This is a genomic window from Streptomyces sp. NPDC002328, from assembly GCF_042890065.1.
Taxonomy (GTDB): domain Bacteria; phylum Actinomycetota; class Actinomycetes; order Streptomycetales; family Streptomycetaceae; genus Streptomyces.
On sequence record NZ_JBIARQ010000001.1, the window covers coordinates 653,715 to 677,047 of the forward strand.

Here is a 23,333-nt window from a genome sequence, read left to right on the forward strand (position 1 = left end):
ATCAACGAGTCGATCCTAGTGACGGGTTCCCGGCCCTCGCAGGCCCTGGGGCCGAAGAATCACAGGGTGTCGAGGGCCGAGACGTACTGGCCCAGATCGCGGGCGTCGGGCAGCGCGTTGACGACGGACCAGCGCACCACGCCCTCCTTGTCGATGACGAAGGTGCCGCGCACCGCGCAGCCCTTGTCCTCGGCGAACACGCCGTAGGCGCGGGAGACCTCGCCGTGCGGCCAGAAGTCGCTGAGCAGCGGGTATTCCAGGTCCTCCTGCTCGGCGAAGACGCGCAGGGTGTGGATGGAGTCGTTGGAGACGGCGAGCACCTGGGTGTCACGGTCGGCGAACCGCGGCAGGTTGTCGCGCACCTCGCACAGCTCGCCCGTGCACACGCCGGTGAAGGCGAAGGGGTAGAAGATCAGGACGACATTCCTGGCACCGCGGAAGTCGGACAGCCGCACCGTCCTGCCGTGGTTGTCCTTGAGCTCGAAATCGGGGGCCTTGTCGCCGACCTGGATCGCCATCTCGGGGCTGTCCCTTCGTGAGGCTGTCTGAGGCTGTCTGGGCGGCCCCCAGCCTACGCAGCCGGTCACGGGGAGCTGACGGACGGGCTGAGCTCGCTCAGCCCGTCCGCGGCGATGGGACCGGGTTACCTCGTCGAGGTCACTTCTTGGACTTGGCGGCCTTGGGCGTCACCAGCCGGCTGCCGCTCCAGTCCTTGCCCACGCTGACGCTCTTGCTGGCCGACAGACCCGCCGTCGTCGAGGCTTCAGAGATGTCGCTCGGCTCCACGTACCCCGTACGGCCGGTCTTCGGCGTCAGGAGGAGGATCGAGCCGCCTTCTTCGATGTACGTGGTGGCGTCCACCAGCGCATCCGTCAGGTCGCCGTCCTCGTCGCGGAACCACAGCACCACGGCGTCGGCAACGTCGTCGTAGTCCTCGTCCACCAGGTCGCTGCCGATGACTTCCTCGATGGACTCGCGGAGCTCCTGATCGACGTCGTCGTCGTAGCCGATCTCCTGGACCACCTGCTCGGGCTGGAAACCCAGCCTGACGGCAGGGCTCGTCCGCTCCTCCGCGTGGTCCGCGGTCGCGCTCACGGGTTGCCTCCTGATCATGTTTCGGGAATAACTCAGCCACGCGCGTGCGCGAAGCATTGGCCGTAGTCCACACGGGCGGGACGGATCGCGCAAGTACCCGGCGGTTCAGACCGCCGAAACGGTGACGATCCTGGCCGTGTCGCCGCAACTTCAGGCACACCACCCGGGCCTTTCGGTGACACACACCACACCTATCTGCCCTCTTTGCGCGTTTGAGAACCATCCATGGGTACGAGATTCGAACGGGTACTGGTTACCTCTGGGTAGAGATGACGTTTGCGGCCCCGAGGTACACGATGGGGGCGGTGCAGATACTGGAGAACAGCGAGAGTAAGGAACAGCGTGGCTTCCGGATCCGATCGCAACCCGATCATCATTGGCGGCCTTCCGAGTCAGGTTCCTGACTTCGATCCCGAGGAGACCCAGGAGTGGCTCGACTCCCTCGACGCCGCGATCGACGAGCGCGGCCGTGAGCGGGCCCGCTATCTGATGCTGCGCCTGATCGAGCGGGCCCGCGAGAAGCGCGTGGCCGTGCCCGAGATGCGCAGCACGGACTACGTCAACACCATCCCCACGCGGGCCGAGCCGTTCTTCCCGGGCAACGAGGAGATCGAGCGGAAGATCCTCAACGCGACCCGCTGGAACGCGGCCGTGATGGTCTCGCGCGCCCAGCGTCCGGGCATCGGCGTGGGCGGCCACATCGCCACCTTCGCCTCCTCCGCGTCGCTGTACGACGTCGGCTTCAACCACTTCTTCCGCGGCAAGGACGAGGGCGACGGCGGCGACCAGGTCTTCTTCCAGGGGCACGCCTCCCCGGGCATCTACGCGCGCGCGTTCCTGCTCGACCGGCTCAGCGAAGAGAACCTGGACGCGTTCCGCCAGGAGAAGTCGAAGACGCCGCACGGCCTGTCCTCGTACCCGCACCCGCGGCTGATGCCGGACTTCTGGGAGTTCCCGACGGTGTCGATGGGCCTCGGTCCAATCGGCGCGATCTACCAGGCGCGGATGAACCGCTACATGCACGCGCGCGGGATCGCCGACACCTCGAAGTCGCACGTGTGGGCCTTCCTCGGGGACGGCGAGATGGACGAGCCGGAGTCGCTCGGCCAGCTGACCATCGCCGCCCGTGAGGGCCTGGACAACCTGACCTTCGTCGTCAACTGCAACCTCCAGCGGCTCGACGGCCCGGTGCGCGGCAACGGCAAGGTCATCCAGGAGCTGGAGTCGGTGTTCCGCGGCGCCGGCTGGAACGTGATCAAGCTGATCTGGGACCGCACCTGGGACCCGCTGCTCGCCCAGGACCGCGACGGCATCCTCGTCAACAGGATGAACACGACGCCGGACGGCCAGTTCCAGACGTACGCCACCGAGCCCGGCTCGTACATCCGCGAGCACTTCTTCGGCGACGACCAGCGGCTGCGGGCGATGGTCGAGGGCATGACCGACGACCAGATCCTGCACCTGGGGCGCGGCGGCCACGACCACAAGAAGATCTACGCGGCGTTCAAGGCGGCCGTGGAGCACACGGGCCAGCCGACGGTCATCCTCGCCAAGACCGTCAAGGGCTGGACGCTGGGCCCGAACTTCGAGGGCCGCAATGCCACGCACCAGATGAAGAAGCTGACGGTCGCCGATCTCAAGGGCTTCCGCGACCGGCTGCACCTGCCGATCTCCGACAAGGAGCTGGAGGGCGGCGTCCCGCCGTACTACCACCCGGGGCGCGACTCCGAGGAGCTCCAGTACATGCACGACCGGCGCAAGGGGCTCGGCGGGTACGTCCCGACGCGTGTCGTGCGCGCCAAGCCGCTCGCGCTGCCGGACGACAAGACGTACGCGACCGTGAAGAAGGGTTCCGGTCAGCAGTCGATCGCCACGACCATGGCGTTCGTCAGGCTGTTGAAGGACCTCATGCGGGACAAGGAGATCGGCAAGCGGTTCGTGCTGATCGCGCCGGACGAGTACCGCACGTTCGGCATGGACTCGTTCTTCCCGAGTGCGAAGATCTACAACCCGCTGGGGCAGCAGTACGAGTCCGTCGACCGTGAGCTGCTGCTCGCGTACAAGGAGTCGCCGACGGGGCAGATGCTGCACGACGGCATCTCCGAGGCGGGCTGCACGGCCTCCCTGATCGCGGCCGGCTCGGCCTACGCCACGCACGGCGAGCCGCTCGTCCCGGTCTACGTCTTCTACTCGATGTTCGGTTTCCAGCGCACGGGCGACCAGTTCTGGCAGATGGCCGACCAGCTGGCGCGCGGTTTCGTCCTGGGCGCGACCGCCGGGCGCACGACCCTGACCGGTGAGGGCCTCCAGCACGCGGACGGCCACTCGCAGCTGCTCGCCTCCACCAACCCCGGCTGTGTGGCGTACGACCCCGCGTTCGGCTTCGAGATCGCGCACATCGTCAAGGACGGCCTGCGCCGGATGTACGGCGAGACCGCGGACGGCAAGCCGGGCGAGGACGTCTTCTACTACCTCACCGTCTACAACGAGCCCATCCAGCACCCGGCCGAGCCGGAGAACGTGGACGTCGAGGGCATCCTCAAGGGCGTCCACCGCTTCAGCGAGGGCGCCTCGGGCTCGATCCCCGCGCAGATCCTCGCCTCCGGCGTCGCCGTGCCGTGGGCGGTCGAGGCGCAGAAGATCCTCGCCGAGGAGTGGAACGTGAAGGCCGACGTCTGGTCGGCGACCTCCTGGAACGAGCTGCGCCGCGAGGCCGTCGACGTGGAGCGGCACAACCTGCTGCACCCCGAGGAGGAGCAGCGCGTCCCGTACGTGACGCGGAAGCTGTCCGGGGCCGAGGGGCCGTTCGTGGCCGTCTCCGACTGGATGCGCGCGGTGCCGGACCAGATCGCGCGCTGGGTGCCGGGGACGTACCAGTCGCTGGGCGCGGACGGCTTCGGCTTCGCGGACACGCGGGGCGCGGCCCGGCGGTACTTCCACATCGACGCGCAGTCGATCGTGGTGGCGGTGCTGACCGAGCTGGCCAAGGAGGGCAAGGTCGACCGGTCGGCGCTGAAGCAGGCCGTCGACCGGTACCAGCTGCTGGACGTCGCGGCGGCGGACCCGGGCGCGGCGGGCGGCGACGCGTGACGGCGCGCTGAGCGGGTGAGCGGGTGAGCGAAGGGCGGTGAGGTTCGGCCTCGCCGCCCCTTCGCGTATACGCGTTCTTTACGATGCGGGGCATGCGGGAAGAAACGGCGCAGGCGCGGTGGGAAGAGCGGACACAACGGCCCTTGCTGGCCCTCGCCGTGGTGTTCGCCGTGGCGTACGCCCTGCCGATCGTCGACACCTCGGCGGGGAAGTCGCTGACGGTCGCGTGCACGGCGGTCGAGTGGGCGGTGTGGGCGGCGTTCGCCGGGGACTACGGGGTGCGGCTGGCGCTGACCGAGGACCGGCGGGAGTTCGTCCGCACGCGCTGGCTGGACCTGGCGGCGGTCCTGCTGCCGCTGATCCAGCCGCTGAAGCTGCTGCGGCTGGTGTCGACGCTGCTGCTGGTGGGGCAGCGGGCGCGGATGGCCTCGCAGATACGGGTGACGACGTACGTCGCGGGGGCGGTCGTCGGGCTGCTGATGTTCGGGTCGCTCGCCGTGCTGTCGGTCGAGCGGGACTCGCCGGACGGGAACATCCGCACACTGGGTGACGCCCTGTGGTGGTCCTTCACGACGATGACGACCGTGGGATACGGCGACCACGCGCCGACCACGGGGCTCGGGCGGATGATCGCGGTGGGCCTGATGCTGTCCGGGATCGCACTGCTGGGTGTCGTGACCGCGAACATCGCGGCGTGGTTCATCGAGCGGTTCGAGAAGGACGACGTGGAGGAACGCCAGCAGACGGAGGCGATCCTGGCGCTGACGGAGGAGGTACGGGCGCTGCGCGCGGAGGTGGCGGCGTTGCAGTCCCGCACCGGCGGCAGCTGACCCCCTCGGGCGCTCCGCCCCCGAACCCCCGGCCTACGCCCACCCACCACCCGACTCGGTGGGACAAGAGGTCACCCTCTCGCCCCACCGAGTCTCTCGACCTACCGAGTCGGGTGGTGGGTGGGCAAAGGTGGGGGGTCCGGGGGGCGCAGCCCCCGGGGACGGGACGGGTAGGGGCGGCGGGGGCGACGAAAACCCACCCGGTCGACTCACCGCACGGTCCGGCCCGTTCCGTAACCCCTTCCGGCCACGTGAGCGGGGGTACACGCGCGTTCCTTCCAGAACACGGGTACCCCGCCCACAGCAGCTATGCCCGGCCGGACGGCACCGTCAGATGTGACCGACGCCCGCCCCCGCCTCCGCGTTGACCCCCCGCTTGGTGAACAGCGCGACGAACACGGCCACCGCGGCCACCCCCGCCGCGACGAGCGACGCGAGGCTCATCCCGGAGATGAAGGTGTCGTGCGCGACACCGGCGATCTTGGCGGCGACCGCCTCCGGGGTGCCCGGGGCGACCGGCGGCACGCCGACCTGGACCGCCTCGGAGGCCTGGTCCAGCTGGGCCGGGGTGAGCTCGGGCAGACCGGCGTCCTTCCAGTTGGCGGGCAGGTCGCTGTCCACCTTGGAGGCCATCACGGCGCCCAGCACGGCCGTGCCGAGGCTGCCGCCGATCTGCATGGCGGCCTGCTGGAGCCCGCCGGCCACGCCGGACAGCTCCAGCGGGGCGTTGCCGACGATGACCTCGGTCGCGCCGACCATGACGGGCGCGAGCCCGAGGCCGAGCAGGGCGAACCAGAGGGACATCACCCCGCTGCCGGTGTCCGTCTCCAGCGTGGACATGCCGTACATGGCGATCGCGGTGGCCGCCATGCCGCCGGCCAGCGGGATGCGCGGACCCCACTTGGTGATCATCGCGCCGGCGAGCGGCGAGCCGACGATCATCATGCCGGTGAGCGGCAGCAGGTGCAGACCGGCGTCGATGGGGCTCATGCCGTGGACGTTCTGGAGGTAGAACGTCACGAAGAACAGCCCGCCCATGAAGGCGATGGCCATCAGGACCATCAGCACCACGCCCGCGGACAGCGGCACGGAGCGGAACAGCGCCAGCGGGATCAGCGGCTCGCGGACCTTCGTCTCCCAGAAGGCGAAGAGCACGAAGCCCGCCAGCGAGGCGAAAACGAACGCCCAGGTCTTGCCGTCGCCCCAGCCCCACTCGGGGGCCTTGATCAGGGCCCAGACGAGGCAGAACATCGCCGCCGACAGCAGGGCGATGCCGAGCACGTCGAAGGAGCGCGGGGCGTTCTCGGCGCGGTGGTCGCGCAGGATCAGCCCGCCCAGCACGAGGGCGAGGACGCCGACCGGCACGTTGATGAAGAACACCGACTGCCAGTTGACATGCTCGACGAGGACGCCGCCGAGGATGGGACCGCCGGCGGTGGAGGCGCCGATGACCATGCCCCACAGGCCGATGGCCATGTTCAGCTTCTCGGCCGGGAAGGTCGCGCGCAGCAGGCCGAGCGCGGCCGGCATCAGCAGCGCGCCGAACAGCCCCTGGAAGACGCGGAAGGTGACGACCAGCGCGATGCTGTCGGACAGGCCGATCGCGCCGGAGGCGGCGGCGAAGCCGACGACGCCTATCAGGAAGGTCTGGCGGTGACCGAAGCGGTCACCGAGCTTGCCCGCGGTGATCAGGGAGACCGCGAGGGCGAGGAAGTAGGCGTTGGTGATCCACTGCACCTCGGCGAAGGTGGCGCCCAGGTCGCTGGCGATCGCCGGGTTGGCGATGGCGACGATGGTGCCGTCGAGGGCCACCATCATCACGCCGACGGCGACGGTGATGAGCGTGAACCACGGGTGGCCGCGCAGCCCCTTGGCCGGTGGCTGGTCCGACGGGTCGAGGGGCGCCCCGTCCCCCGGTCCCGTCTTGTCGACGGTGGTCTGACTAGTCATGCGTTCGAGGCTAGTGACAGTCGCTGACAATTGACAAACCAATTCACAAGTCGGTAACTGACACATATGGAAACTCTGCGTGAGCGCAAGAAGCAGCGCACCCGGGACGCGCTGCTGCGCTCGGCGCTCGAACTGTTCACCACCCAGGGGTACGAGCGGACGACCGTCGACGAGATCGCCGAGGCGGTCGACGTCTCGCAGCGCACCTTCTTCCGCTACTTCGCCGGCAAGGAGGAGGCAGCCCTCGCGGTCGCGGACATGACGGTGGCCCGTTTCGTGGAGGCGGTGCGCGCGCGCCCGTCGCACGAGACGCCGCTGGAGGCGCTGCGCCAGGCCGTCCTGGACGGCTGGACCTCGCTGCACGAGGTGGTGGAGTGCGTCGTGCCGGTGGAGCTGTATCTGCGCATGTACCGGGTGATCGAGTCGACGCCGGTGCTGCTCGCCGCGCATCTGCGGCACTCGGTCGAGGCCGAGGAGGCGATCGCGCGGGTGCTCGCCGAGCGCGAGGGGCTCGACGTGGAGGCCGATCCCCGGCCGCGGCTCGCGGTGGCGGTCTTCGGCGGTGTGATGCGGCTGACGGAACGGCAGTGGAGCACCGGCGGGGACTTCAGCCTGGAGGGGATGCGCGCGCTCACGTCGCGCTACCTGGATCAGGTGGGGCCGGCGCTCATGGGAGACTGGCGCTCGGCCGGAAGCGCGCACAGGGCCTGAGAGATCTCATGACCATCATCACGGTTATCGAAACGTGATCCCTGTCACTCAGGCCTCCCGAGACCATCCCGTTCTCCTAGTGTGTCCTTCCAGTGACTTCCTTCGACTCCTCCCCGCCACTCAACATGGGGCGATTGCTGCTCGCCCTGGCCGTGGTCTTCGTGATGCTGGCGACCACCGGCTGGACCGCCGTACGCCACCAGCGGGAGAGCACCGCTCTGCGCGCGTCGCTCACCGCCTGGGAAGAGGGCCGCGTCGACGGGCGCAGGCTGCCGGACCCGGACGCCGCCCCGGCCCGGCTGGCCCGGTTCTTCGCCTCCCTCAGCGCAGCCCAGCGCACGGCGCTCGCGCACCGCTACCCGCTCGCCGTCGGCAACATGAACGGCGCTCCGGCCGAGCTGCGCTACCGCGCCAACCGTGTCGCGCTGCGCGAGCAGGTCCGGATCGAGCGGGCGCGGCTGCACGACGGGCGGCTCTCGGCCGCGGGCCAGCACGAGGCGGGCCGTCGGATGCAGCGCTACGAGTCGATGAGCGACGGCCGGCGCCAGATCCTCGCCTTCGATCCGGACGGCGCGGGCCGCGCCGCCGAGGTCTTCGGCGACGTCGACCGGGCCGAGCGGATCTCCGTCGTCGTCCCCGGCGTCGACACCGCGCTGCTGACCTTCCAGCGCACCTACCGCAAGTACTCGGCGCCCGTCGGCATGGCCCAGGCCCTATACGCGGCCGAGCGCGAGGTGAGCCCGAGGACCCGCACCGCCGTGATCGCCTGGGCCGACTACACCTCCCCCGCCGGTCTCGGCATCGACTCGGCGACCGCGATGCGCGCCGGGTACGGGGCCGTCCGGCTGAACGCCCTGGTGCGGGCCCTGCCCGGCAGCGCGCCCGTCTCGCTGTTCTGCCACAGCTACGGCTCCGTGGTGTGCGGGGTCGCCGCGCGCACGCTGCCGGAGCGGGTGACCGACATAGCGGTGGCCGGCAGCCCCGGCATGCGGGTGGAGAAGGCCGCGCAGCTGGGCACCTCCGCCCGGGTGTGGGCGATGCGGGACGCCGACGACTGGGTGCAGGACGTGCCCTATCTGGAGCTCGGCGGCCTCGGCCACGGCGAGGACCCGGTGTCGTCCGCGTTCGGCGCGCGGGTGCTGTCCGCGCGGGAGGCCAGGGGCCACGCCGGCTACTTCGAGCCCGGCACGGACAGCCTGCGCAACTTCGCCGGCATCGGCACCGGCGCGTACGACTCGGTGAGCTGCGCCGTGGACGATGACGGCTGCCGGGAGGATTTGTCCGACACGACGACGGCCGGACGCGCGTAGAGGCGCAGGAATTGCGGCGTGCGCGAGGAGGGGACGGAGAAGCGAGTGCCGCATACGATGAGCCGCATGGGTGACGTACTGGCCGGATTTCATGCCGCCTGGGAGTTCGAGTCCGACTCCGTCCTCATCCGCTACGAACGGGGGATCCGCACTCCCAAGCTGCTGTCGGCGCTCGGTGAGCGCCGGATCCCGCTGGCGGCGATCGAGGGCGTGTCGCTGGAGCCGGGCCGGCGCGGGACCGTGGTGCTGCGGATCGAGCCGCGCGCCGGGGCCGATCCGCTGATCGAGGCGGCGGCGGGACAGCTGAAGGAGGCGTGCGACCCGTACCGGTTGGTGCTGTCGGCGGAGCGGGACGCCCTCGCCGAGTACTACGCCGACGAGCTGCGGGCACGGCTGACGGAGTCCGGACCGGCCCAGCGGTTCCTGGTGGCGGCCCCCGAGGCCCCGCTGTCGTTCAAGGCCTACGACGCGAAGGCGTCCTTCGACGGGCGGACCGTGCGGTTCCGGTGGTTCTGGACGGGCGCGTCGTCGGCGAAGTGGAAGGCGGGCGACCAGAGCTTCCCGGTGTCCGAGCTGAGCGGCGTGGAGTGGCGGTCGCCCGAGGTCCTGGAGGGCTATCTGCGGCTGCGCCGCGGCGCGGCCGAAGCCGGGAACGGTCCGCCCGCGCCGGCGCGGGCGGACCAGGACCCCGGGGCCGTGGTGTTCGGGCTGGGCTACGGGGCAGTGCACGAGTCCCTGCCGCTGGCGGCGGCGGTGCTCGCGGCGGTCCGCTCGCGCGGGGCCGCGACGGCGGTCCCGGCGGCGGTCCCCGCGGTGGCCGCGCCGCGCCGGGCCCCCGCGGACGTGGCCGAACGGATCCGGCATCTCGGGGAGCTGCACCGGGCCGGGCTGGTCACCGACGAGGAGTTCTCCGCGAAGAAGGCCGAGCTGCTGTCCGAGCTCTGACGGGCGCGCGCCCCGCGTCCCGGCGCGGGTTCACTCGCGTCCGGCGGAGGTGAACGTCATGTCCGCGTAGCGGTCGCCCGCCACCTGGGCGGCGATCTCGTCGAGCGTCGCCAGTTCCTCCGCCGACAGCTTGATGCCCACCGCCCGCGCGTTCTCCTCGACCCGGCCCGGCTTGCGGGTGCCCGGGATCGGGACCACCGGCAGTCCGTGAACGACGGCCTGCCGCTGGACCCAGGCCAGGGCGATCTGGGCCGGGGTCGCGCCGTGGGCCTTCGCCACCGCCCGGAGCGGCTCCAGCAGGGCCGCGTTCGCCCGCGCGTTCCCGCCGGTGAAACGGGGCTGCTGGCGGCGGAAGTCGCCGGGGGTGAGGTCCTGGTCGGCGTCGACGAAGGAACCGGTGAGGAAGCCCCGGCCCAGCGGGGAGTACGGCACGAGGGCGACGCCCAGCTCACGGGCGGCCGGGACGACGTGGGCCTCTATGTCGCGGCTGAACAGCGACCACTCCGACTGCACGGCGGCGATGGGATGCACCGCCTGGGCCGTGCGCAGCTCCCCGGCGGTGACCTCGCTCAGGCCCAGCCGCCTCACCTTGCCCTCGCGCACCAGTTCGGCCATGGCCCCGACGGTGTCCTCGATCGGCACGTCCGGGTCGCGCCGGTGCAGGTAGTAGAGGTCGATGACGTCGACGTCCAGCCGCTTCAGGCTGCCCTCGACGGCCTGGCGCAGATACGGGCGGTCGTTGCGGATGACGCGCCGGGTGGGGTCGTCCGGCGGGACGGACAGGGCGAACTTGGTGGCGATGACCACCTCGTCGCGGTGCGCCTTGAGGAACGGCGCGAGGAAGCGCTCGTTCTCGCCGGCGCCGTACGCGTCCGCCGTGTCGTAGAGGGTGACGCCGAGTTCGAGCGCGCGTTCCAGGGTGGCCCGGGACTCGTGCGCGTCGGAGGGGCCGTAGCCGAAGCTCATGCCCATGCAGCCGAGGCCCTGGACGCCGACCTCGGGGCCGCCGTCGCCGAGGCGCGTCGTAGCAAGGGTGCTGTCGTTCATCGGGTTCCCCGGGAGTAGAAGGTGATCTTGCGGTCGAGCACGGCGAGCGTGTCGTTGAGTTCGGCGATCCTGGCCTGGACGTCGTGTCTGGTCTCCTCCAGCAGTTCGCGCCGCTGCTCGTACGTGCTCTCGCCCTCGCGCACCAGCTCGGCGTACCGCACCATGTCGGCGACCGGCATGCCGGTCAGCCGCAGCTTGCCGACGAGGTCGAGCCAGTCCAGATCGCGGTTGCTGTAGCGGCGCTGGCCGGTGTGCGAGCGGTCGACGTGGGCCATCAGCCCGATCCGCTCGTACCAGCGCAGGGTGTGCGCGGTCAGGCCGGTGAAGGCGACCACCTCGCTGATCGTGTAGCGGTCCTGCCCGTCCGGGCGCGGATGGCGCCGAGGCGGTCCTGAGCAGACGTCTGCGGGACTCTGGGTTCGCTCGGTGGTCACGGGCGTGGTCTGCAACACCGTCATGGCCCCACGCTATGACCTTGGAGTGCGCTCCAAGCAAGCGGAAACGGTAAGAAACGGGGAGACGCGGCTTGATCCGGCTCATTAGCCTGCGGGGCATGAGTCCCGTACGCCGTGCCCTGCCCGCGGACGCCGCCGAGGTGTTGAGGCTGCGTCAGGTGATGATCGACTCCCTGGCGGCCCCCGCCCCCTCCCCCGGGTCCGCCGACTGGCACGCCGAGTCGCTGCCCGGCCTGCGGCGGCGGCTGGCCGAGCCGGACGGCGACTTCGGCGCGTTCGTCGTGGACCGCCCGGAGCGGCCGGGGACGCTGGCCGCGCTGGCGGTCGGGACGGTCGAGTACCGGATCGGACGGGCCGGCAACCCGCTCGGGACCGTCGGGTTCGTCTTCAGCGTGGCGACGGACCCGGACGCCCGGCGCCGGGGCCACGCGCGCGCGTGCATGGACGCGCTGCTGGAGTGGTTCCGCGAGCGGGGTGTGCGGCAGGTCCACCTCACGGCGTCCGCCGAGGCCGAGCCCCTGTACGCCTCACTGGGCTTCAGGCCCAAGCCCGACCCCTTGATGGAACTGCTCCTTTGAGCCGCATAGGCTCACCGCATGTCGCTGAAGAGCCTCGCGTTGATCGAGAACTGGCCGGTTCCCTCCGCCGCGGCGGGAGTCGTGCGGGCCGACGGGACCGTCCTGGGGACGCACGGCCCGGCCGGGCGGCGTTTCCCGCTGGCCTCGGTCACCAAGCCGCTCGCCGCGTACGCCGTGCTGGTCGCGTACGAGGAGGGGGCGGTGGAGCTGGACGAGCCGGCCGGTCCGCGGGGGGCGACGGTCCGGCATCTGCTCGCGCACACCTCGGGGCTCGCCTTCGACGAGCACCGGGCGACGGCCGCCCCCGGGGAGCGGCGGCTGTACTCCAACGCCGGCTTCGAGCAGCTCGGTGACCACATCGCCAAGGCGACGGACATCCCGTTCCCGGAGTATCTGCGGCAGGCGGTGCTGGAGCCGCTGGGGATGACGTCCACCTCGCTGGAGGGCTCCCCGGCGAAGGACGGGGTGTCGACGGTGGAGGACCTACTGCGGTTCGCCGCGGAGGTGCAGGCCCCGCGGCTGCTGGATCCGCGCACGGTGTCGGCGGCGATGAGCGTGCAGTACCCGGGGACCAAGGGCGTCCTGCCGGGGTACGGGCACCAGAACCCCAACGACTGGGGGCTGGGCTTCGAGATCCGGGACTCCAAGTCGCCGCACTGGACGGGCTCTTCGTCCTCGCCGCGCACCTTCGGCCACTTCGGGCAGTCGGGCACGTTCCTGTGGATCGACCCGGACGCGGGGGCGGCTGCCGTGGCGCTGACCGACCGCGCCTTCGGACCGTGGGCGGTCGAGGTGTGGCCGGGATTCACGGACGCGGTGCTGACGGAGATCAGGGGCTCGGGCGCGGCCCGCTGACCCGTCTCGGTTAACCTCCCTCTGCACGGAACCCACATGCGCGGATCTCGGGGGAGAGCAATGGCAGGGGCACAACCGGGCGGCCAGTTCCGCCCGTTGGCGAGCGGCGACCCGGACTCGGTGGCGGGATACCGGCTCGTGGCACGGCTCGGTTCCGGCGGGATGGGCACGGTGTACCTGTCGTACACGCCCGGCGGCCATCCGATCGCCCTCAAGACCATCCGGCCGGAGCTGAGCGAGGACCCCGAGTTCCGCCGCCGGTTCCAGCAGGAGGTCAAGGCCGCCCAGCGGGTGCAGGGCCTGCACACCGCGCCGGTCATCGACTACGACACCGAGGGCGCGCAGCCGTGGCTGGCCGTCGCCTTCGTGGCCGGCCCCTCGCTGGCCTCGGCGGTCTCCGAGCACGGGCCGCTGCCGGCGGCGTCGGTGCTGCGGCTGCTCGCGGGGATGGCCGAGGCGCTCTCGGTCATCCACCGGGCGGGCGTCGTGCACCGCGACCTGAAGCCGTCCAACGTGCTGCTCGCCGCCGACGGCCCCCGCGTCATCGACTTCGGTATCGCCCGCGCCGCCGACGCGACCGCCCTCACCGGCACCGGCGTCTCCCTCGGCACGCCGGCCTTCATGTCGCCCGAGCAGGCCGCCGGGAAGCCGGTCACGCCCGCGTCGGACGTGTTCGCGCTGGGCCAGGTCGCGGTGTTCGCGGCGCGCGGCACGGGCGCGTACGGGGACGGGCCCTCGCACGCGGTGCTGTACCGGATCGTCCACGGGGAGCCCGACCTCGCCGGGCTGCCCGAGGAGCTCGGGTTCATCGCCCGCTGCCTGGCCAAGGACCCGGAGGACCGCCCCTCCCCCGCCGAGATCGTCGCCCTGTGCCAGGAGGCGTCCCCCGCGCCGCTGCGCCAGTCCGGGGCCTGGCTGCCCGAGGCGATAGCCGAGCAGATCACCCAGCGGGTGTCCGCGTCGACGGCGCTGGCGGCGGCCCCGACGGCGGCCGCCCCGACGCCCACGGTCCGGGTCGCACAGCCCGCGCCGGCGCCGACACCGCCCGGCCCACCCGCCCCCATCACCCCCATCGCCCCCGTCGGCCCGGCGACCCCGCCGCACGGGCCGGGCCCCGCGGGCTTCGGGCCCGCCCCGCACCCGCAGCCGCACCCCCTGTCGTACGGCCCTCCGGCCATGGCCCCGCCGCCGTACGCCCGGCAGCCGCATCCGCTCCCGCTCCCGCCGAAGAACAGGGCCGGGAAGTGGATCGCGGTCACGGCCGGCGTGGTGATGGGCCTGTTCTGGCTCGGGAGCTGCGCGTCGGCCCTCATGGACCTGGGGGACACGGCGGACACCTCCTCGACGAGCGGGGACTCCGGCAGGAGCGACTCCGCCGACACGGGGAGCAGCAGGCCCCTGCCCGACCCGAGGCCGGTGACCCACAAGGGCATCAACATCCCCGACGGCTACTACGTGCAGTTCGCGGACTCCCCTCCCAAGCCGCGCAGCGGCGACGCCCCGCTCTCCGGCAGCGACCTGTACTACTCCGACGACGAGCTGCGCAGCGGCGGCAAGAAGATCGTCCTGCTGAACAACGCCCAGCAGGGCTCGCTGAAGACGTGCCGTGCGGAGACCCGGTACGCCGAGGGCGTCTCGCTGTCGCAGCTCTCGAAGGGCACCCAGCTCTGCGTGCACACCGGCTCGGGCCATATCGCCCTGGTGACGTTCCGGGGCGGCGCTCCCGAAGGCGACCCGAGCGACTACGTCGCGGTGGACCTCACCCTGTGGCTCGACGCGGAGGAGTCCGACGCCGAGGGGTGAGTCCGCTCACCGCGCCGGCTCCCACCGCGCCATCTCCCAGACCAGCAGCTCGGCCGGTGTCACACCGACCGCTTCCAGGTCCTTCGCGTCCGTGACGCGGGCCGCGTCCCCCGGCCCCAACAGCTCACCGTTCAGGCTCACTTCGCCGCGTACGACGTGCACGTACACGTAGGCCGCGTCCGGCGCCGCCGTGCGCTCCCCGGGAGCCAGCCGCCGTACGTGCAGCATCGCGCCGGCCTCCGGGACGGCGTACGGGGTGGAGTCGGCGATGCCGCGGACGATCTCGTAGGCGGGGTCGCCGCCGGGCTCCAGCGGGGCCAGCCACATCTGCACGAAGGTCAGGGGGACGCCGGCGTCGTTGCGCTCGACGTGCCGGACCCCGCCCGCCGAGCTGAGCCGCTGCACGTCCCCGGGCCGCACGAGCGTCTCGTGGCCCTCGGAGTCACGGTGGGTCAGCTCCCCCTCGACCACCCAGGTCACGATCTCCGTGTGGCTGTGGGGATGCTCGTCGAACCCGGCGCCGGGTTCGAGCCGCTCCTCGTTGCAGGCGATCAGCGCGCCGAAGCGGAGGTTGTCCGGGTCGTAGTGCGCCCCGAAGGAGAAGGCGTGCCGGGTGGCGATCCCGGCCGCGGCGTCCCCGCCGGGGTAGCGCCCGTCGGCGCGCCGTACGTCCATCACGGGGCCCACGCTATCGGGCGGGACCGCCCCCGGCCCCCCACCGGCACGGCCCCCCGTCCCGATAAGGCAGTCTTGTCCCCGTGCCCGAACCCCACCCCGAACCCGAAGCCAGCCACCGCCGTGCGGCAGCGCACCCCCACTCCGCGACCCTGAAGCGGCTGGAGAAGTCCTCCGGCAGTCTCGCCGCGCAGGCGATCGCGCGGATGGACGAGACCCTGTCGTGGTACCGGGCGATGCCCCCGGAGAACCGTTCCTGGATCGGGCTCGTCGCCCAGGCGGGCATCGCCGCCTTCACGGAGTGGTTCCGGCACCCGGACGCCCCGCAGGCGATCTCCACGGACGTGTTCGGGACGGCGCCGCGCGAGCTGACCCGCGCGATCACGCTCCGCCAGACCGTGGAGATGGTGCGCACCACCATCGAGGTCATGGAGTCCGCGATCGACGAGGTCGCCGCGCCCGGCGACGAGAACGTGCTGCGCGAGGCGCTCCTCGTGTACGCCCGTGAGATCGCCTTCGCCACCGCCCAGGTGTACGCGCAGGCCGCCGAGGCACGCGGTGCCTGGGACGCGCGGCTGGAGTCGCTCGTCGTCAACGCCGTGCTCAGCGGGGAGGCCGACGAGGGGGCCGTCAGCCGGGCCGCCGCGCTGGGCTGGAACGCGCCCGAGCATGTGTGCGTCGTGCTGGGGACCGCCCCGGACGGGGACTCCGAGCTGACCGTCGAGGCGATCCGGCGCGCCGCCCGGCACGCCAAGCTCCAGGTGCTCACCGGGGTGCTCGGCTCGCGGCTCGTCGTGATCGCGGGCGGCAGCGACAACCCGCTCGCGGTGGCCAAGTCGCTGATCGGCCCGTACGCGGCGGGCCCGGTGGTGGCGGGGCCGGTGGTGCCGGACCTGCTGGCCGCGACCCGGTCCGCGCAGGCCGCCGCGGCGGGGCTGAAGGCGTGCTCCGCCTGGCAGGACGCCCCGAGGCCGGTGCTGGCGGACGATCTGCTTCCGGAGCGGGCGATAGCGGGCGACCCCGGCGCACGTGAGCAGTTGGTGGAGGAGATCTACAGACCACTGGAGGAGGCGGGCTCGGCGCTGCTGGAGACGCTCTCCGTCTACCTCGAACAGGCGTCCAGTCTGGAGGGCGCGGCCCGGATGCTGTTCGTCCATCCCAACACCGTGCGCTACCGGCTTCGACGTGTGACTGACGTCACCGGCTGGTCGCCCTCGGATGTACGCTCTGCGTTCACCTTGCGCATCGCACTGATCCTGGGGCGTCTGGTCGATGGAGATCCCCAGACCTAGGCTTTTGTCGGGGGCCCACAAAACCCCCTGCCGTTCTTCGTCCTTGTCCCCACGGGCGGCCGTGGCCGCCTCCAAGAGAGAGTGTGAGAGTGCTCGTACTCGTCGCTCCCGGCCAGGGCGCCCAGACGCCCGGCTTCCTGACCCCCTGGCTCGAACTGCCCGGCGCCGCCGCCCGCGTCGCCGCGTGGTCCGACGCCATCGGACTGGACCTCGCCCACTACGGCACGCAGGCCGACGCCGACGCCATCCGCGACACCGCGGTGGCGCAGCCGCTGCTGGTCGCTGCCGGGATCCTGTCCGCCACGGCACTGGGTGCCGTCACCCCGGGCGCCGTCGCGGGCCACAGCGTCGGCGAGTTCACCGCCGCCGCCTTCGCCGGCGTGCTCGACGACACCGCCGCGCTGACCCTCGTACGCAAGCGCGGGCTGGCGATGGCCGAGGCCGCCGCGATCACCGAGACCGGGATGTCGGCGCTGCTCGGCGGCGACCCGGAGGTCTCCGTCGCGCATCTGGAGAAGCTGGGCCTGACCCCGGCGAACATCAACGGCGCCGGGCAGATCGTCGCCGCGGGCACGCTGGAGCAGCTCGCCGCGCTGAACGAGGACAAGCCCGAGGGCGTCCGCAAGGTCGTCGCGCTGAAGGTCGCCGGCGCCTTCCACACACACCACATGGCTCCCGCGGTCGAGACGCTCGCGACCGCCGCCAAGGAGGTCACGCCCGCCGACCCGACGGTCGCCTACGTCTCCAACAGGGACGGGCAGTCCGTGGCGACCGGCGCGGAGATCCTCGACCGGCTCGTGGGCCAGGTCGCCAACCCGGTCCGCTGGGACCTGTGCATGGAGACCTTCAAGGCCCTCGGCGTCACCGCGATCGTCGAGGTGTCCCCCGGCGGCACCCTGGTCGGCCTCGCCAAGCGCGCCCTGCCCGGCGTGCGGACGCTGGCGCTGAAGAGCCCGGACGACCTCGACGCGGCCCGCGCGCTCATCTCCGAGACCGTGACGCCCGCCGCCGACGCGGCCGGCGCATAAGGAGCCCTGATGGCGAAGATCAAGCCCAGCAAGGGCGCCCCGTACGCGCGCATCCTCGGCGTGGGCGGCTACCGGCCCGTCCGTGTGGTGCCCAACGAGGTGATCCTGGAGACGATCGACTCCTCCGACGAGTGGATCCGCTCGCGCTCCGGCATCGAGACCCGGCACTGGGCGAACGACGAGGAGACCGTCGCCGCCATGTCGGTGGAGGCCGCCGGCAAGGCGATCGCCGACGCGGGGATCACCGCCGAGCAGGTCGGCGCCGTGGTCGTCTCGACCGTCTCGCACTTCAAGCAGACCCCGGCCGTCGCCACCGAGATCGCCGACAAGCTGGGCACCGCCAAGGCCGCCGCGTTCGACATCTCGGCGGGCTGCGCGGGCTTCGGCTACGGCCTGACCCTCGCCAAGGGCATGGTCGTCGAGGGCTCCGCGGAGTACGTCCTCGTCATCGGCGTGGAGCGGCTGTCCGACCTGACCGACCTGGAGGACCGGGCCACCGCCTTCCTGTTCGGCGACGGCGCGGGCGCGGTCGTGGTCGGCCCCTCGCAGGAGCCGGCGATCGGCCCGACGGTCTGGGGCTCCGAGGGCGACAAGTCGGAGACCATCAAGCAGACCGTGCCGTGGACGGACTACCGCACCGGCGAGGTCGCGAAGTTCCCGGCCATCACGCAGGAGGGCCAGGCGGTGTTCCGCTGGGCCGTCTTCGAGATGGCCAAGGTCGCCCAGCAGGCGCTGGAAGCGGCCGGGATCGGCTCCGACGAACTGGACGTCTTCATCCCGCACCAGGCGAACGAGCGGATCATCGACTCGATGGTGAAGACCCTCAAGCTGCCGGAGTCCGTCATGGTCGCCCGTGACGTGCGCACCACCGGCAACACCTCGGCCGCCTCGATCCCGCTCGCGATGGAGCGGCTCCTGGCGACCGGCGAGGCGAAGAGCGGGGACACCGCGCTCGTCATCGGATTCGGGGCGGGTCTCGTCTACGCCGCCACGGTCGTTACCCTCCCCTAGGCACTCCGTGCCGGATCATGCGATCCGGTGCGGGAAACGCACCACCTGCCGCTGCCGCGGCGGGCGACACACCCTGAAGAACACCAACGAAGGAGCGCCGACATGGCCGCCACTCAGGAAGAGATCGTCGCCGGTCTCGCGGAGATCGTGAACGAGATCGCCGGGATCCCGGTTGAGGACGTCCAGCTGGACAAGTCCTTCACCGACGACCTGGACGTCGACTCCCTGTCCATGGTCGAGGTCGTCGTCGCCGCCGAAGAGCGCTTCGACGTCAAGATCCCGGACGAGGACGTCAAGAACCTCAAGACCGTCGGCGACGCGACCGAGTACATCCTCAAGCACCAGGCCTGAGCCACTGCTTGGGCCGGACGCTCCGGCCCGCCCCGCCACCCGGCGGTGGCGCCGCTGAATCCTCGCAAACGTTGGAGAAGGAATCCGTGAGCCCGACCAATCGCACCGTGGTCGTCACCGGTATCGGCGCAACCACACCGCTGGGTGGCGACGCAGCCTCTACCTGGGAGGGTCTGATCGCCGGCAAGTCCGGCGTCAAGCCCCTGGAGCAGGAGTGGGCGGCCGACCAGGCCGTCCGTATCGCGGCCCCGGTCGCCGTGGAGCCCACCGAGGTCATCCCGCGGCCGCAGGCCCGCAAGCTGGACCGCTCGGCGCAGTTCGCGCTGATCGCGGCTCAGGAGGCGTGGAAGGACGCCGGTTTCGCGGCCAAGGCCGGCGAGCCCGGTGACGGGGCCACCGTCGACCCCGACCGGCTGGGCGCGGTCATCGCCTCCGGCATCGGCGGTGTGACGACCCTGCTGGACCAGTACGACGTGCTGAGGGACAAGGGCGTGCGCCGGGTCTCTCCGCACACCGTGCCCATGCTGATGCCGAACAGCCCGTCGGCCAACGTGGGTCTGCTCGTGGGCGCTCGCGCCGGCGTGCACACCCCGGTCTCCGCCTGCGCGTCGGGCGCCGAGGCCATCGGCTACGCCATCGAGATGATCCGCACCGGCCGCGCCGACATCGTCGTCGCGGGCGGCACGGAGGCGGCGATCCACCCGCTGCCCATCGCCGCGTTCGGCAACATGATGGCGATGTCCAAGAACAACGACGACCCGCAGGGCGCCTCGCGTCCCTACGACGTGGCCCGCGACGGCTTCGTCATGGGCGAGGGCGCCGGTGTGATCGTCCTGGAGTCGGCCGAGCACGCCGCCGCGCGCGGCGCCCGTGTGTACGCCGAGGCCGTCGGGCAGGGCATCTCCGCCGACAGCCACGACATCGTGCAGCCGGAGCCGGAGGGGCGGGGCATCTCGCACGCCCTCCAGAACCTGCTGGAGCGCACCGACCTGGACCCGGCGGAGATCGTGCACGTCAACGCGCACGCCACGTCGACCCCGGCCGGTGACATCGCGGAGCTGAAGGCGCTGCGCAAGGTCTTCGGCGACGACGCCGACCACATGGCCGTGTCGGCGACCAAGTCGATGACCGGTCATCTGCTGGGCGGCGCGGGCGGCGTGGAGTCGGTGGCGACGGTCCTGGCGCTGTACCACCGGGTGGCTCCGCCGACCATCAACGTCGAGAACCTCGACCCCGAGGCCGAGGCGAACGCGGACGTCGTGCGCGGCGAGGCCCGCAAGCTGCCCGTCGAGGGGCGCATCGCGGCCCTCAACGACTCGTTCGGGTTCGGCGGGCACAACGTGGTGCTGGCGTTCCGCACGGTCTGAGACACGCCGGTGCGCACCTGACGTGCCCGAGGTGAGCGAAGGGCCCCCACCGCCGGTGGGGGCCCTTCGACGTGCCGAACGTGAACTCACACCACCTGGTGCAGCCAGCGGACCGGGGCTCCCTCGCCGGCGTATCTGAACGGCTCCAGTTCGTCGTCCCACGGCTTGCCGAGGAGCTTGGAGAGTTCGGCCTCCAGGTCGGTCTCCTCGCGCTGGCTGCGCAGCAGGGCCGCGCGCAGCCGGTCCTCCGGGATGAGGATGTCGCCGTGGATGCCGGTGACGGCGTGGAAGATGCCCAGGTCGGGGGTGCAGCTGTAGCGCTCGCCCTCGGCGCCGGCGCAGGGCTCGGCGGTGACCTCGAAGCGCAGCAGATGCCAGCCGCGCAGGGCGGAGGCCAGTTTGGAGGCGGTGCCGGCCTGGCCCTGCCAGGAGAACTCCGAGCGCCAGGTGCCGGGCGCGGCGGGCTGCCGGATCCAGTCGAGGTTGACGCGCGTGCCGAGCACCCCGGCGACGGCCCACTCGACGTGCGGGCACATCGCGCGCGGCGCGGAGTGCACGTACAGAACTCCACGTGTCGTCACCGGGACCTCCGGGCAGAGCGGGACAGTCTTGCAGGCCGGCATGGCTGCGCTGGCGGGCAGCCGCGTTGATGGCGAGGCTACCGTGCGGCGGCGCAAGGAGTGTGACGTACCGTCGGTCCCGGTGCCGCGAAACGTGCGCCATTCACCCGGCAGGACGCCTGTGCGGGTTCGATCAGTTGCTTCTTGTCGGAGTCGGGAACTCCCGCGCGTTGTCATGGGGGAGGGACTGTTCGCACGAGCGGCACCAGGAGCGGCACCACGAGCGGTGCGAGGAACGAGGGGATCACCAGGGGATGCGGAAGCGAAACCGGCGCGCGCGGGCGGCGCTCGCGGTCACGACGGCGGCCGTGGTGGGCCTGGCGGGCTGTGACGCCCTGGGCGGGGGCGGCCCCGATTCCCCGGGCGCGCGGGAACGCAAGCCGAAGCCGTCGCCGTCGCCGTCCTTCGTGTGGGACCGCAGCCCGGCCTCGATCGCCGCGGTGGGCGACTCGATCACGCGGGGTTTCGACGCCTGCGCGATCCTGTCGGACTGCCCGGAGGTGTCGTGGGCGACCGGCGGCAGCGCGGAGGTGAACAGTCTGGCCGTGCGGCTGCTGGGCGCGGCGAAGGCGGCGACGCACAGCTGGAACCACGCGGTGACGGGGGCCCGGATGGCGGACCTGCCCGCGCAGATGGCGCTGGCGGCGGCCGACAAGCCGCAGCTGGTGACGGTGATGGTGGGGGCGAACGACGCCTGCCGGGCGACGGCCGCCGCGATGACTCCGGTGGCCGACTTCCGCACGGCGTTCGAGGAGTCGATGCGGACGCTGCGCCGGGCGGCGCCGAGGACGCAGGTGTACGTGGCGAGCGTGCCGAACCTGAAGCGGCTGTGGTCGCAGGGGCGGACCAGCGCGCTGGGCAAGCAGGTGTGGAAGCTGGGGATCTGTCCGTCGATGCTGGGCGACGCGGACGCGCTGGACGCGGCGGCGACGCTGCGGCGGGACACGGTGCAGAAGCGGGTGGAGGACTACAACACGGTGTTGAAGGAGGTCTGCGCGAAGGACCTGCGCTGCCGCTTCGACGGCGGGGCGGTGTATCAGTACCGGTTCGACACCGATCAGTTGAGTCCCTGGGACTGGTTCCATCCGAGCAAGAACGGACAGGCACGGCTCGCCGAGATCGCCTACCGGAAGGTCACCGGCGTGACGGCGTGACTTAGGGTCTCGCCCATGAGCGAACACTTCGGAACACTTTCCGACGGCACCCCGGTGCATCGCTGGACCCTGGAGCGGGCGGGCGTGCGGGTACGGGTCCTGTCGTACGGCGGGATCGTGCAGTCGGCGGAGGTCCCGGACCGGGAGGGGCGGACGGCGGACGTGGTGCTGGGGTTCGCCGGTCTGGACGGGTACCTCGCGCATCCGGAGCCCTATCTGGGCGCGCTGGTCGGCCGCTACGCCAACCGGATCGCACACGCCCGCTTCCCGCTCGACGGGCGGACGTACGCCCTCGCGCCGAACAACGCGCCGAACTCGCTGCACGGCGGCGAGCAGGGCTTCGACAAGCGGGTGTGGGAGGCGGAGCCGGTCGAGCACGGGGTGCGGCTGAGCCGGGTCAGCCCGTCCGGCGAGGAGGGCTTCCCGGGGCGGCTGGAGATCTCGGCGACGTACACGCTCGACGCGTCGGGCGCGCTGCGGATCGCGTACGAGGCGATCACGGACGCGCCGACGGTGGTGAACCTGACCAACCACAGCTACTTCAACCTGGCCGGCTCCGGGAACGCGGGCGGGCACGAACTGCGGCTGGCCGCCTCCCGCTACACGCCGGTGGACGCGGACCTGATCCCGGACGGCGGTCCGGCGGAGGTGGCGGGCACCCGCTTCGACTTCCGCACGACCCGCAAGACGGGCGACGGCTACGACCACAACTTCGTGCTCGACAAGGGCGTCACGGACACTCCGGTGGAGGCGGCCGAGCTGCACGACCCGGCGTCCGGGCGGGTGCTGACGGTGGCGACGACCGAGCCGGGGATCCAGGTGTACACCGCGGATCATCTGGGCGAGCCGTTCGCGCCCGGCGAGGGCATCGCGCTGGAGACCCAGCACTTCCCGGACTCCCCCAACCGCCCGGACTTCCCGAGCACGGTGCTGCGGCCGGGCGGGGTGTACCGGTCGGAGACGGTGTACGGGTTCTCGGCGCGGTAGCCGCGTGCGGGGGGATCTCGGGGCGCGGGGTCTCAGGGCGCGCGGGGTCTTCCGGAACGCCGCAAGCCCCGGTCCAGGGGTCAGGTCCCGGACCGGGGCTGTTCTCGGGGCGAGGAGTCCCGGTTCAGACGTTAGCCGTCGCCGTGATCCCGCGATCCAGGATCGACCTACCCACCTGG

At 71.8% G+C, this 23,333-nt stretch carries 22 protein-coding genes; 15 read left to right on the forward strand and 7 right to left on the reverse strand.

All coding sequences use genetic code 11. From position 1 onward, the window contains the following. Positions 1-59: 59 nt before the first annotated feature. Both ACFYX4_RS02965 and ACFYX4_RS02970 read right to left on the reverse strand, forming a co-directional pair. On the reverse strand, positions 60-518 hold the full coding sequence (locus ACFYX4_RS02965) for a peroxiredoxin (RefSeq protein WP_389324774.1): 459 nt from the start codon (positions 516-518) through the stop codon (positions 60-62). Between the two features lie 139 nt (positions 519-657). After that, positions 658-1,095, reverse strand: a complete 438-nt coding sequence (locus ACFYX4_RS02970) for a DUF3052 domain-containing protein (protein WP_266396452.1) — start codon at positions 1,093-1,095, stop codon at positions 658-660. Between the two features lie 342 nt (positions 1,096-1,437). Here ACFYX4_RS02970 and aceE point away from each other — a divergent pair, with 342 nt between their 5' ends. Together aceE and ACFYX4_RS02980 are read left to right on the forward strand one after the other, a co-directional pair. Beyond that, positions 1,438-4,185, forward strand: coding sequence for a pyruvate dehydrogenase (acetyl-transferring), homodimeric type (aceE, locus tag ACFYX4_RS02975; protein WP_389324777.1), 2,748 nt, complete (start codon positions 1,438-1,440; stop codon positions 4,183-4,185). Positions 4,186-4,277: 92 nt separating this feature from the next. Then, positions 4,278-5,015 (forward strand): potassium channel family protein, encoded by a 738-nt coding sequence (locus ACFYX4_RS02980; RefSeq protein WP_389324780.1) that lies wholly within the window; start codon positions 4,278-4,280, stop codon positions 5,013-5,015. A gap of 330 nt (positions 5,016-5,345) precedes the next feature. Here the strand turns inward: ACFYX4_RS02980 and ACFYX4_RS02985 are convergent, their stop codons facing one another. Continuing rightward, a complete protein-coding gene (locus ACFYX4_RS02985) occupies positions 5,346-6,965 on the reverse strand; it encodes an MFS transporter (protein WP_389324783.1) in 1,620 nt (539 codons plus the stop codon). Positions 6,966-7,031: 66 nt separating this feature from the next. Here ACFYX4_RS02985 and ACFYX4_RS02990 point away from each other — a divergent pair, with 66 nt between their 5' ends. The 3 genes from ACFYX4_RS02990 to ACFYX4_RS03000 all read left to right on the forward strand — a co-directional run bounded on the left by ACFYX4_RS02990 (position 7,032) and on the right by ACFYX4_RS03000 (position 9,931). Further along, on the forward strand, positions 7,032-7,676 hold the full coding sequence (locus ACFYX4_RS02990) for a TetR family transcriptional regulator (RefSeq protein WP_389324786.1): 645 nt from the start codon (positions 7,032-7,034) through the stop codon (positions 7,674-7,676). 92 nt (positions 7,677-7,768) lie between these two features. Continuing rightward, positions 7,769-8,986, forward strand: a complete 1,218-nt coding sequence (locus ACFYX4_RS02995) for an alpha/beta hydrolase (RefSeq protein WP_389324789.1) — start codon at positions 7,769-7,771, stop codon at positions 8,984-8,986. Positions 8,987-9,043: 57 nt separating this feature from the next. Further along, positions 9,044-9,931 carry a DUF4429 domain-containing protein gene (locus ACFYX4_RS03000; protein ID WP_389324792.1) on the forward strand — a complete coding sequence of 296 codons (888 nt, stop codon included), beginning with the start codon at positions 9,044-9,046 and terminating at the stop codon, positions 9,929-9,931. Between the two features lie 30 nt (positions 9,932-9,961). Here ACFYX4_RS03000 and ACFYX4_RS03005 read toward each other — a convergent pair whose 3' ends face one another. Further along, the gene (locus ACFYX4_RS03005) at positions 9,962-10,978 is read right to left on the reverse strand and encodes an aldo/keto reductase (protein ID WP_389324795.1); all 1,017 of its coding nucleotides are present in this window, start codon (positions 10,976-10,978) and stop codon (positions 9,962-9,964) included. Continuing rightward, positions 10,975-11,436 carry a MerR family transcriptional regulator gene (locus tag ACFYX4_RS03010; RefSeq protein ID WP_389324798.1) on the reverse strand — a complete coding sequence of 154 codons (462 nt, stop codon included), beginning with the start codon at positions 11,434-11,436 and terminating at the stop codon, positions 10,975-10,977. The genes ACFYX4_RS03005 and ACFYX4_RS03010 overlap by 4 nt, the downstream gene beginning before the upstream one ends. 95 nt (positions 11,437-11,531) lie before the next feature. On the opposite strand from ACFYX4_RS03010, the gene ACFYX4_RS03015 reads away from it, so the two are divergent. The 3 genes from ACFYX4_RS03015 to ACFYX4_RS03025 are packed head-to-tail and all read left to right on the forward strand — an operon-like array spanning position 11,532 to position 14,669. After that, positions 11,532-12,011, forward strand: coding sequence for a GNAT family N-acetyltransferase (locus ACFYX4_RS03015; RefSeq protein ID WP_389324801.1), 480 nt, complete (start codon positions 11,532-11,534; stop codon positions 12,009-12,011). Positions 12,012-12,029: 18 nt separating this feature from the next. Then, entirely contained in the window at positions 12,030-12,866 is an 837-nt protein-coding gene (locus ACFYX4_RS03020; protein WP_389324804.1) for a serine hydrolase domain-containing protein, read from the forward strand. Positions 12,867-12,926: 60 nt separating this feature from the next. Beyond that, positions 12,927-14,669 carry a serine/threonine-protein kinase gene (locus tag ACFYX4_RS03025; RefSeq protein WP_389324807.1) on the forward strand — a complete coding sequence of 581 codons (1,743 nt, stop codon included), beginning with the start codon at positions 12,927-12,929 and terminating at the stop codon, positions 14,667-14,669. Between the two features lie 6 nt (positions 14,670-14,675). Here ACFYX4_RS03025 and ACFYX4_RS03030 read toward each other — a convergent pair whose 3' ends face one another. Continuing rightward, positions 14,676-15,344: a pirin family protein gene (locus ACFYX4_RS03030; protein WP_389326706.1), complete on the reverse strand. Its 669-nt coding sequence runs from the start codon at positions 15,342-15,344 to the stop codon at positions 14,676-14,678. 83 nt (positions 15,345-15,427) lie between these two features. Between ACFYX4_RS03030 and ACFYX4_RS03035 the strand changes: the two genes are divergently transcribed. From ACFYX4_RS03035 to ACFYX4_RS03055, 5 genes are all read left to right on the forward strand, one after another. Beyond that, entirely contained in the window at positions 15,428-16,636 is a 1,209-nt protein-coding gene (locus tag ACFYX4_RS03035; protein WP_389324811.1) for a PucR family transcriptional regulator, read from the forward strand. 89 nt (positions 16,637-16,725) lie between these two features. After that, positions 16,726-17,664, forward strand: coding sequence for an ACP S-malonyltransferase (locus ACFYX4_RS03040; RefSeq protein WP_389324814.1), 939 nt, complete (start codon positions 16,726-16,728; stop codon positions 17,662-17,664). A gap of 9 nt (positions 17,665-17,673) precedes the next feature. Further along, the gene (locus ACFYX4_RS03045; RefSeq protein ID WP_389324817.1) at positions 17,674-18,675 is read left to right on the forward strand and encodes a ketoacyl-ACP synthase III; all 1,002 of its coding nucleotides are present in this window, start codon (positions 17,674-17,676) and stop codon (positions 18,673-18,675) included. A 102-nt stretch (positions 18,676-18,777) separates the two neighbouring features. Beyond that, positions 18,778-19,026 carry an acyl carrier protein gene (locus tag ACFYX4_RS03050; RefSeq protein WP_029384719.1) on the forward strand — a complete coding sequence of 83 codons (249 nt, stop codon included), beginning with the start codon at positions 18,778-18,780 and terminating at the stop codon, positions 19,024-19,026. A gap of 86 nt (positions 19,027-19,112) precedes the next feature. Further along, the gene (locus ACFYX4_RS03055) at positions 19,113-20,393 is read left to right on the forward strand and encodes a beta-ketoacyl-[acyl-carrier-protein] synthase family protein (RefSeq protein WP_389324820.1); all 1,281 of its coding nucleotides are present in this window, start codon (positions 19,113-19,115) and stop codon (positions 20,391-20,393) included. A gap of 86 nt (positions 20,394-20,479) precedes the next feature. On the opposite strand, the gene ACFYX4_RS03060 is transcribed toward ACFYX4_RS03055, so the two are convergent. Beyond that, a complete protein-coding gene (locus tag ACFYX4_RS03060) occupies positions 20,480-20,974 on the reverse strand; it encodes a DUF3145 domain-containing protein (protein ID WP_389324823.1) in 495 nt (164 codons plus the stop codon). Between the two features lie 293 nt (positions 20,975-21,267). Between ACFYX4_RS03060 and ACFYX4_RS03065 the strand changes: the two genes are divergently transcribed. Next, entirely contained in the window at positions 21,268-22,167 is a 900-nt protein-coding gene (locus tag ACFYX4_RS03065; RefSeq protein ID WP_389324826.1) for an SGNH/GDSL hydrolase family protein, read from the forward strand. A 15-nt stretch (positions 22,168-22,182) separates the two neighbouring features. Beyond that, positions 22,183-23,154 (forward strand): aldose epimerase family protein, encoded by a 972-nt coding sequence (locus ACFYX4_RS03070; protein ID WP_389324829.1) that lies wholly within the window; start codon positions 22,183-22,185, stop codon positions 23,152-23,154. Positions 23,155-23,333: the final 179 nt, after the last annotated feature.

What these genes read in the sequence shown, in the direction of transcription:
- ACFYX4_RS02990 (WP_389324786.1), top strand. Translation starts at nt 7,032, where the DNA reads ATGGAAACTCTGCGTGAGCGCAAGAAGCAGCGCACCCGGGACGCGCTG.
- ACFYX4_RS03005 (WP_389324795.1), bottom strand. Translation starts at nt 10,978, where the DNA reads ATGAACGACAGCACCCTTGCTACGACGCGCCTCGGCGACGGCGGCCCC.
- ACFYX4_RS03050 (WP_029384719.1), top strand. Translation starts at nt 18,778, where the DNA reads ATGGCCGCCACTCAGGAAGAGATCGTCGCCGGTCTCGCGGAGATCGTG.
- ACFYX4_RS03030 (WP_389326706.1), bottom strand. Translation starts at nt 15,344, where the DNA reads ATGGACGTACGGCGCGCCGACGGGCGCTACCCCGGCGGGGACGCCGCG.
- ACFYX4_RS03025 (WP_389324807.1), top strand. Translation starts at nt 12,927, where the DNA reads ATGGCAGGGGCACAACCGGGCGGCCAGTTCCGCCCGTTGGCGAGCGGC.
- ACFYX4_RS03015 (WP_389324801.1), top strand. Translation starts at nt 11,532, where the DNA reads ATGAGTCCCGTACGCCGTGCCCTGCCCGCGGACGCCGCCGAGGTGTTG.
- ACFYX4_RS03065 (WP_389324826.1), top strand. Translation starts at nt 21,268, where the DNA reads ATGCGGAAGCGAAACCGGCGCGCGCGGGCGGCGCTCGCGGTCACGACG.
- ACFYX4_RS03070 (WP_389324829.1), top strand. Translation starts at nt 22,183, where the DNA reads ATGAGCGAACACTTCGGAACACTTTCCGACGGCACCCCGGTGCATCGC.
- ACFYX4_RS02965 (WP_389324774.1), bottom strand. Translation starts at nt 518, where the DNA reads ATGGCGATCCAGGTCGGCGACAAGGCCCCCGATTTCGAGCTCAAGGAC.
- ACFYX4_RS03020 (WP_389324804.1), top strand. Translation starts at nt 12,030, where the DNA reads ATGTCGCTGAAGAGCCTCGCGTTGATCGAGAACTGGCCGGTTCCCTCC.
- ACFYX4_RS03010 (WP_389324798.1), bottom strand. Translation starts at nt 11,436, where the DNA reads ATGACGGTGTTGCAGACCACGCCCGTGACCACCGAGCGAACCCAGAGT.
- ACFYX4_RS03045 (WP_389324817.1), top strand. Translation starts at nt 17,674, where the DNA reads ATGGCGAAGATCAAGCCCAGCAAGGGCGCCCCGTACGCGCGCATCCTC.
- ACFYX4_RS02980 (WP_389324780.1), top strand. Translation starts at nt 4,278, where the DNA reads ATGCGGGAAGAAACGGCGCAGGCGCGGTGGGAAGAGCGGACACAACGG.
- ACFYX4_RS03000 (WP_389324792.1), top strand. Translation starts at nt 9,044, where the DNA reads ATGAGCCGCATGGGTGACGTACTGGCCGGATTTCATGCCGCCTGGGAG.
- ACFYX4_RS02985 (WP_389324783.1), bottom strand. Translation starts at nt 6,965, where the DNA reads ATGACTAGTCAGACCACCGTCGACAAGACGGGACCGGGGGACGGGGCG.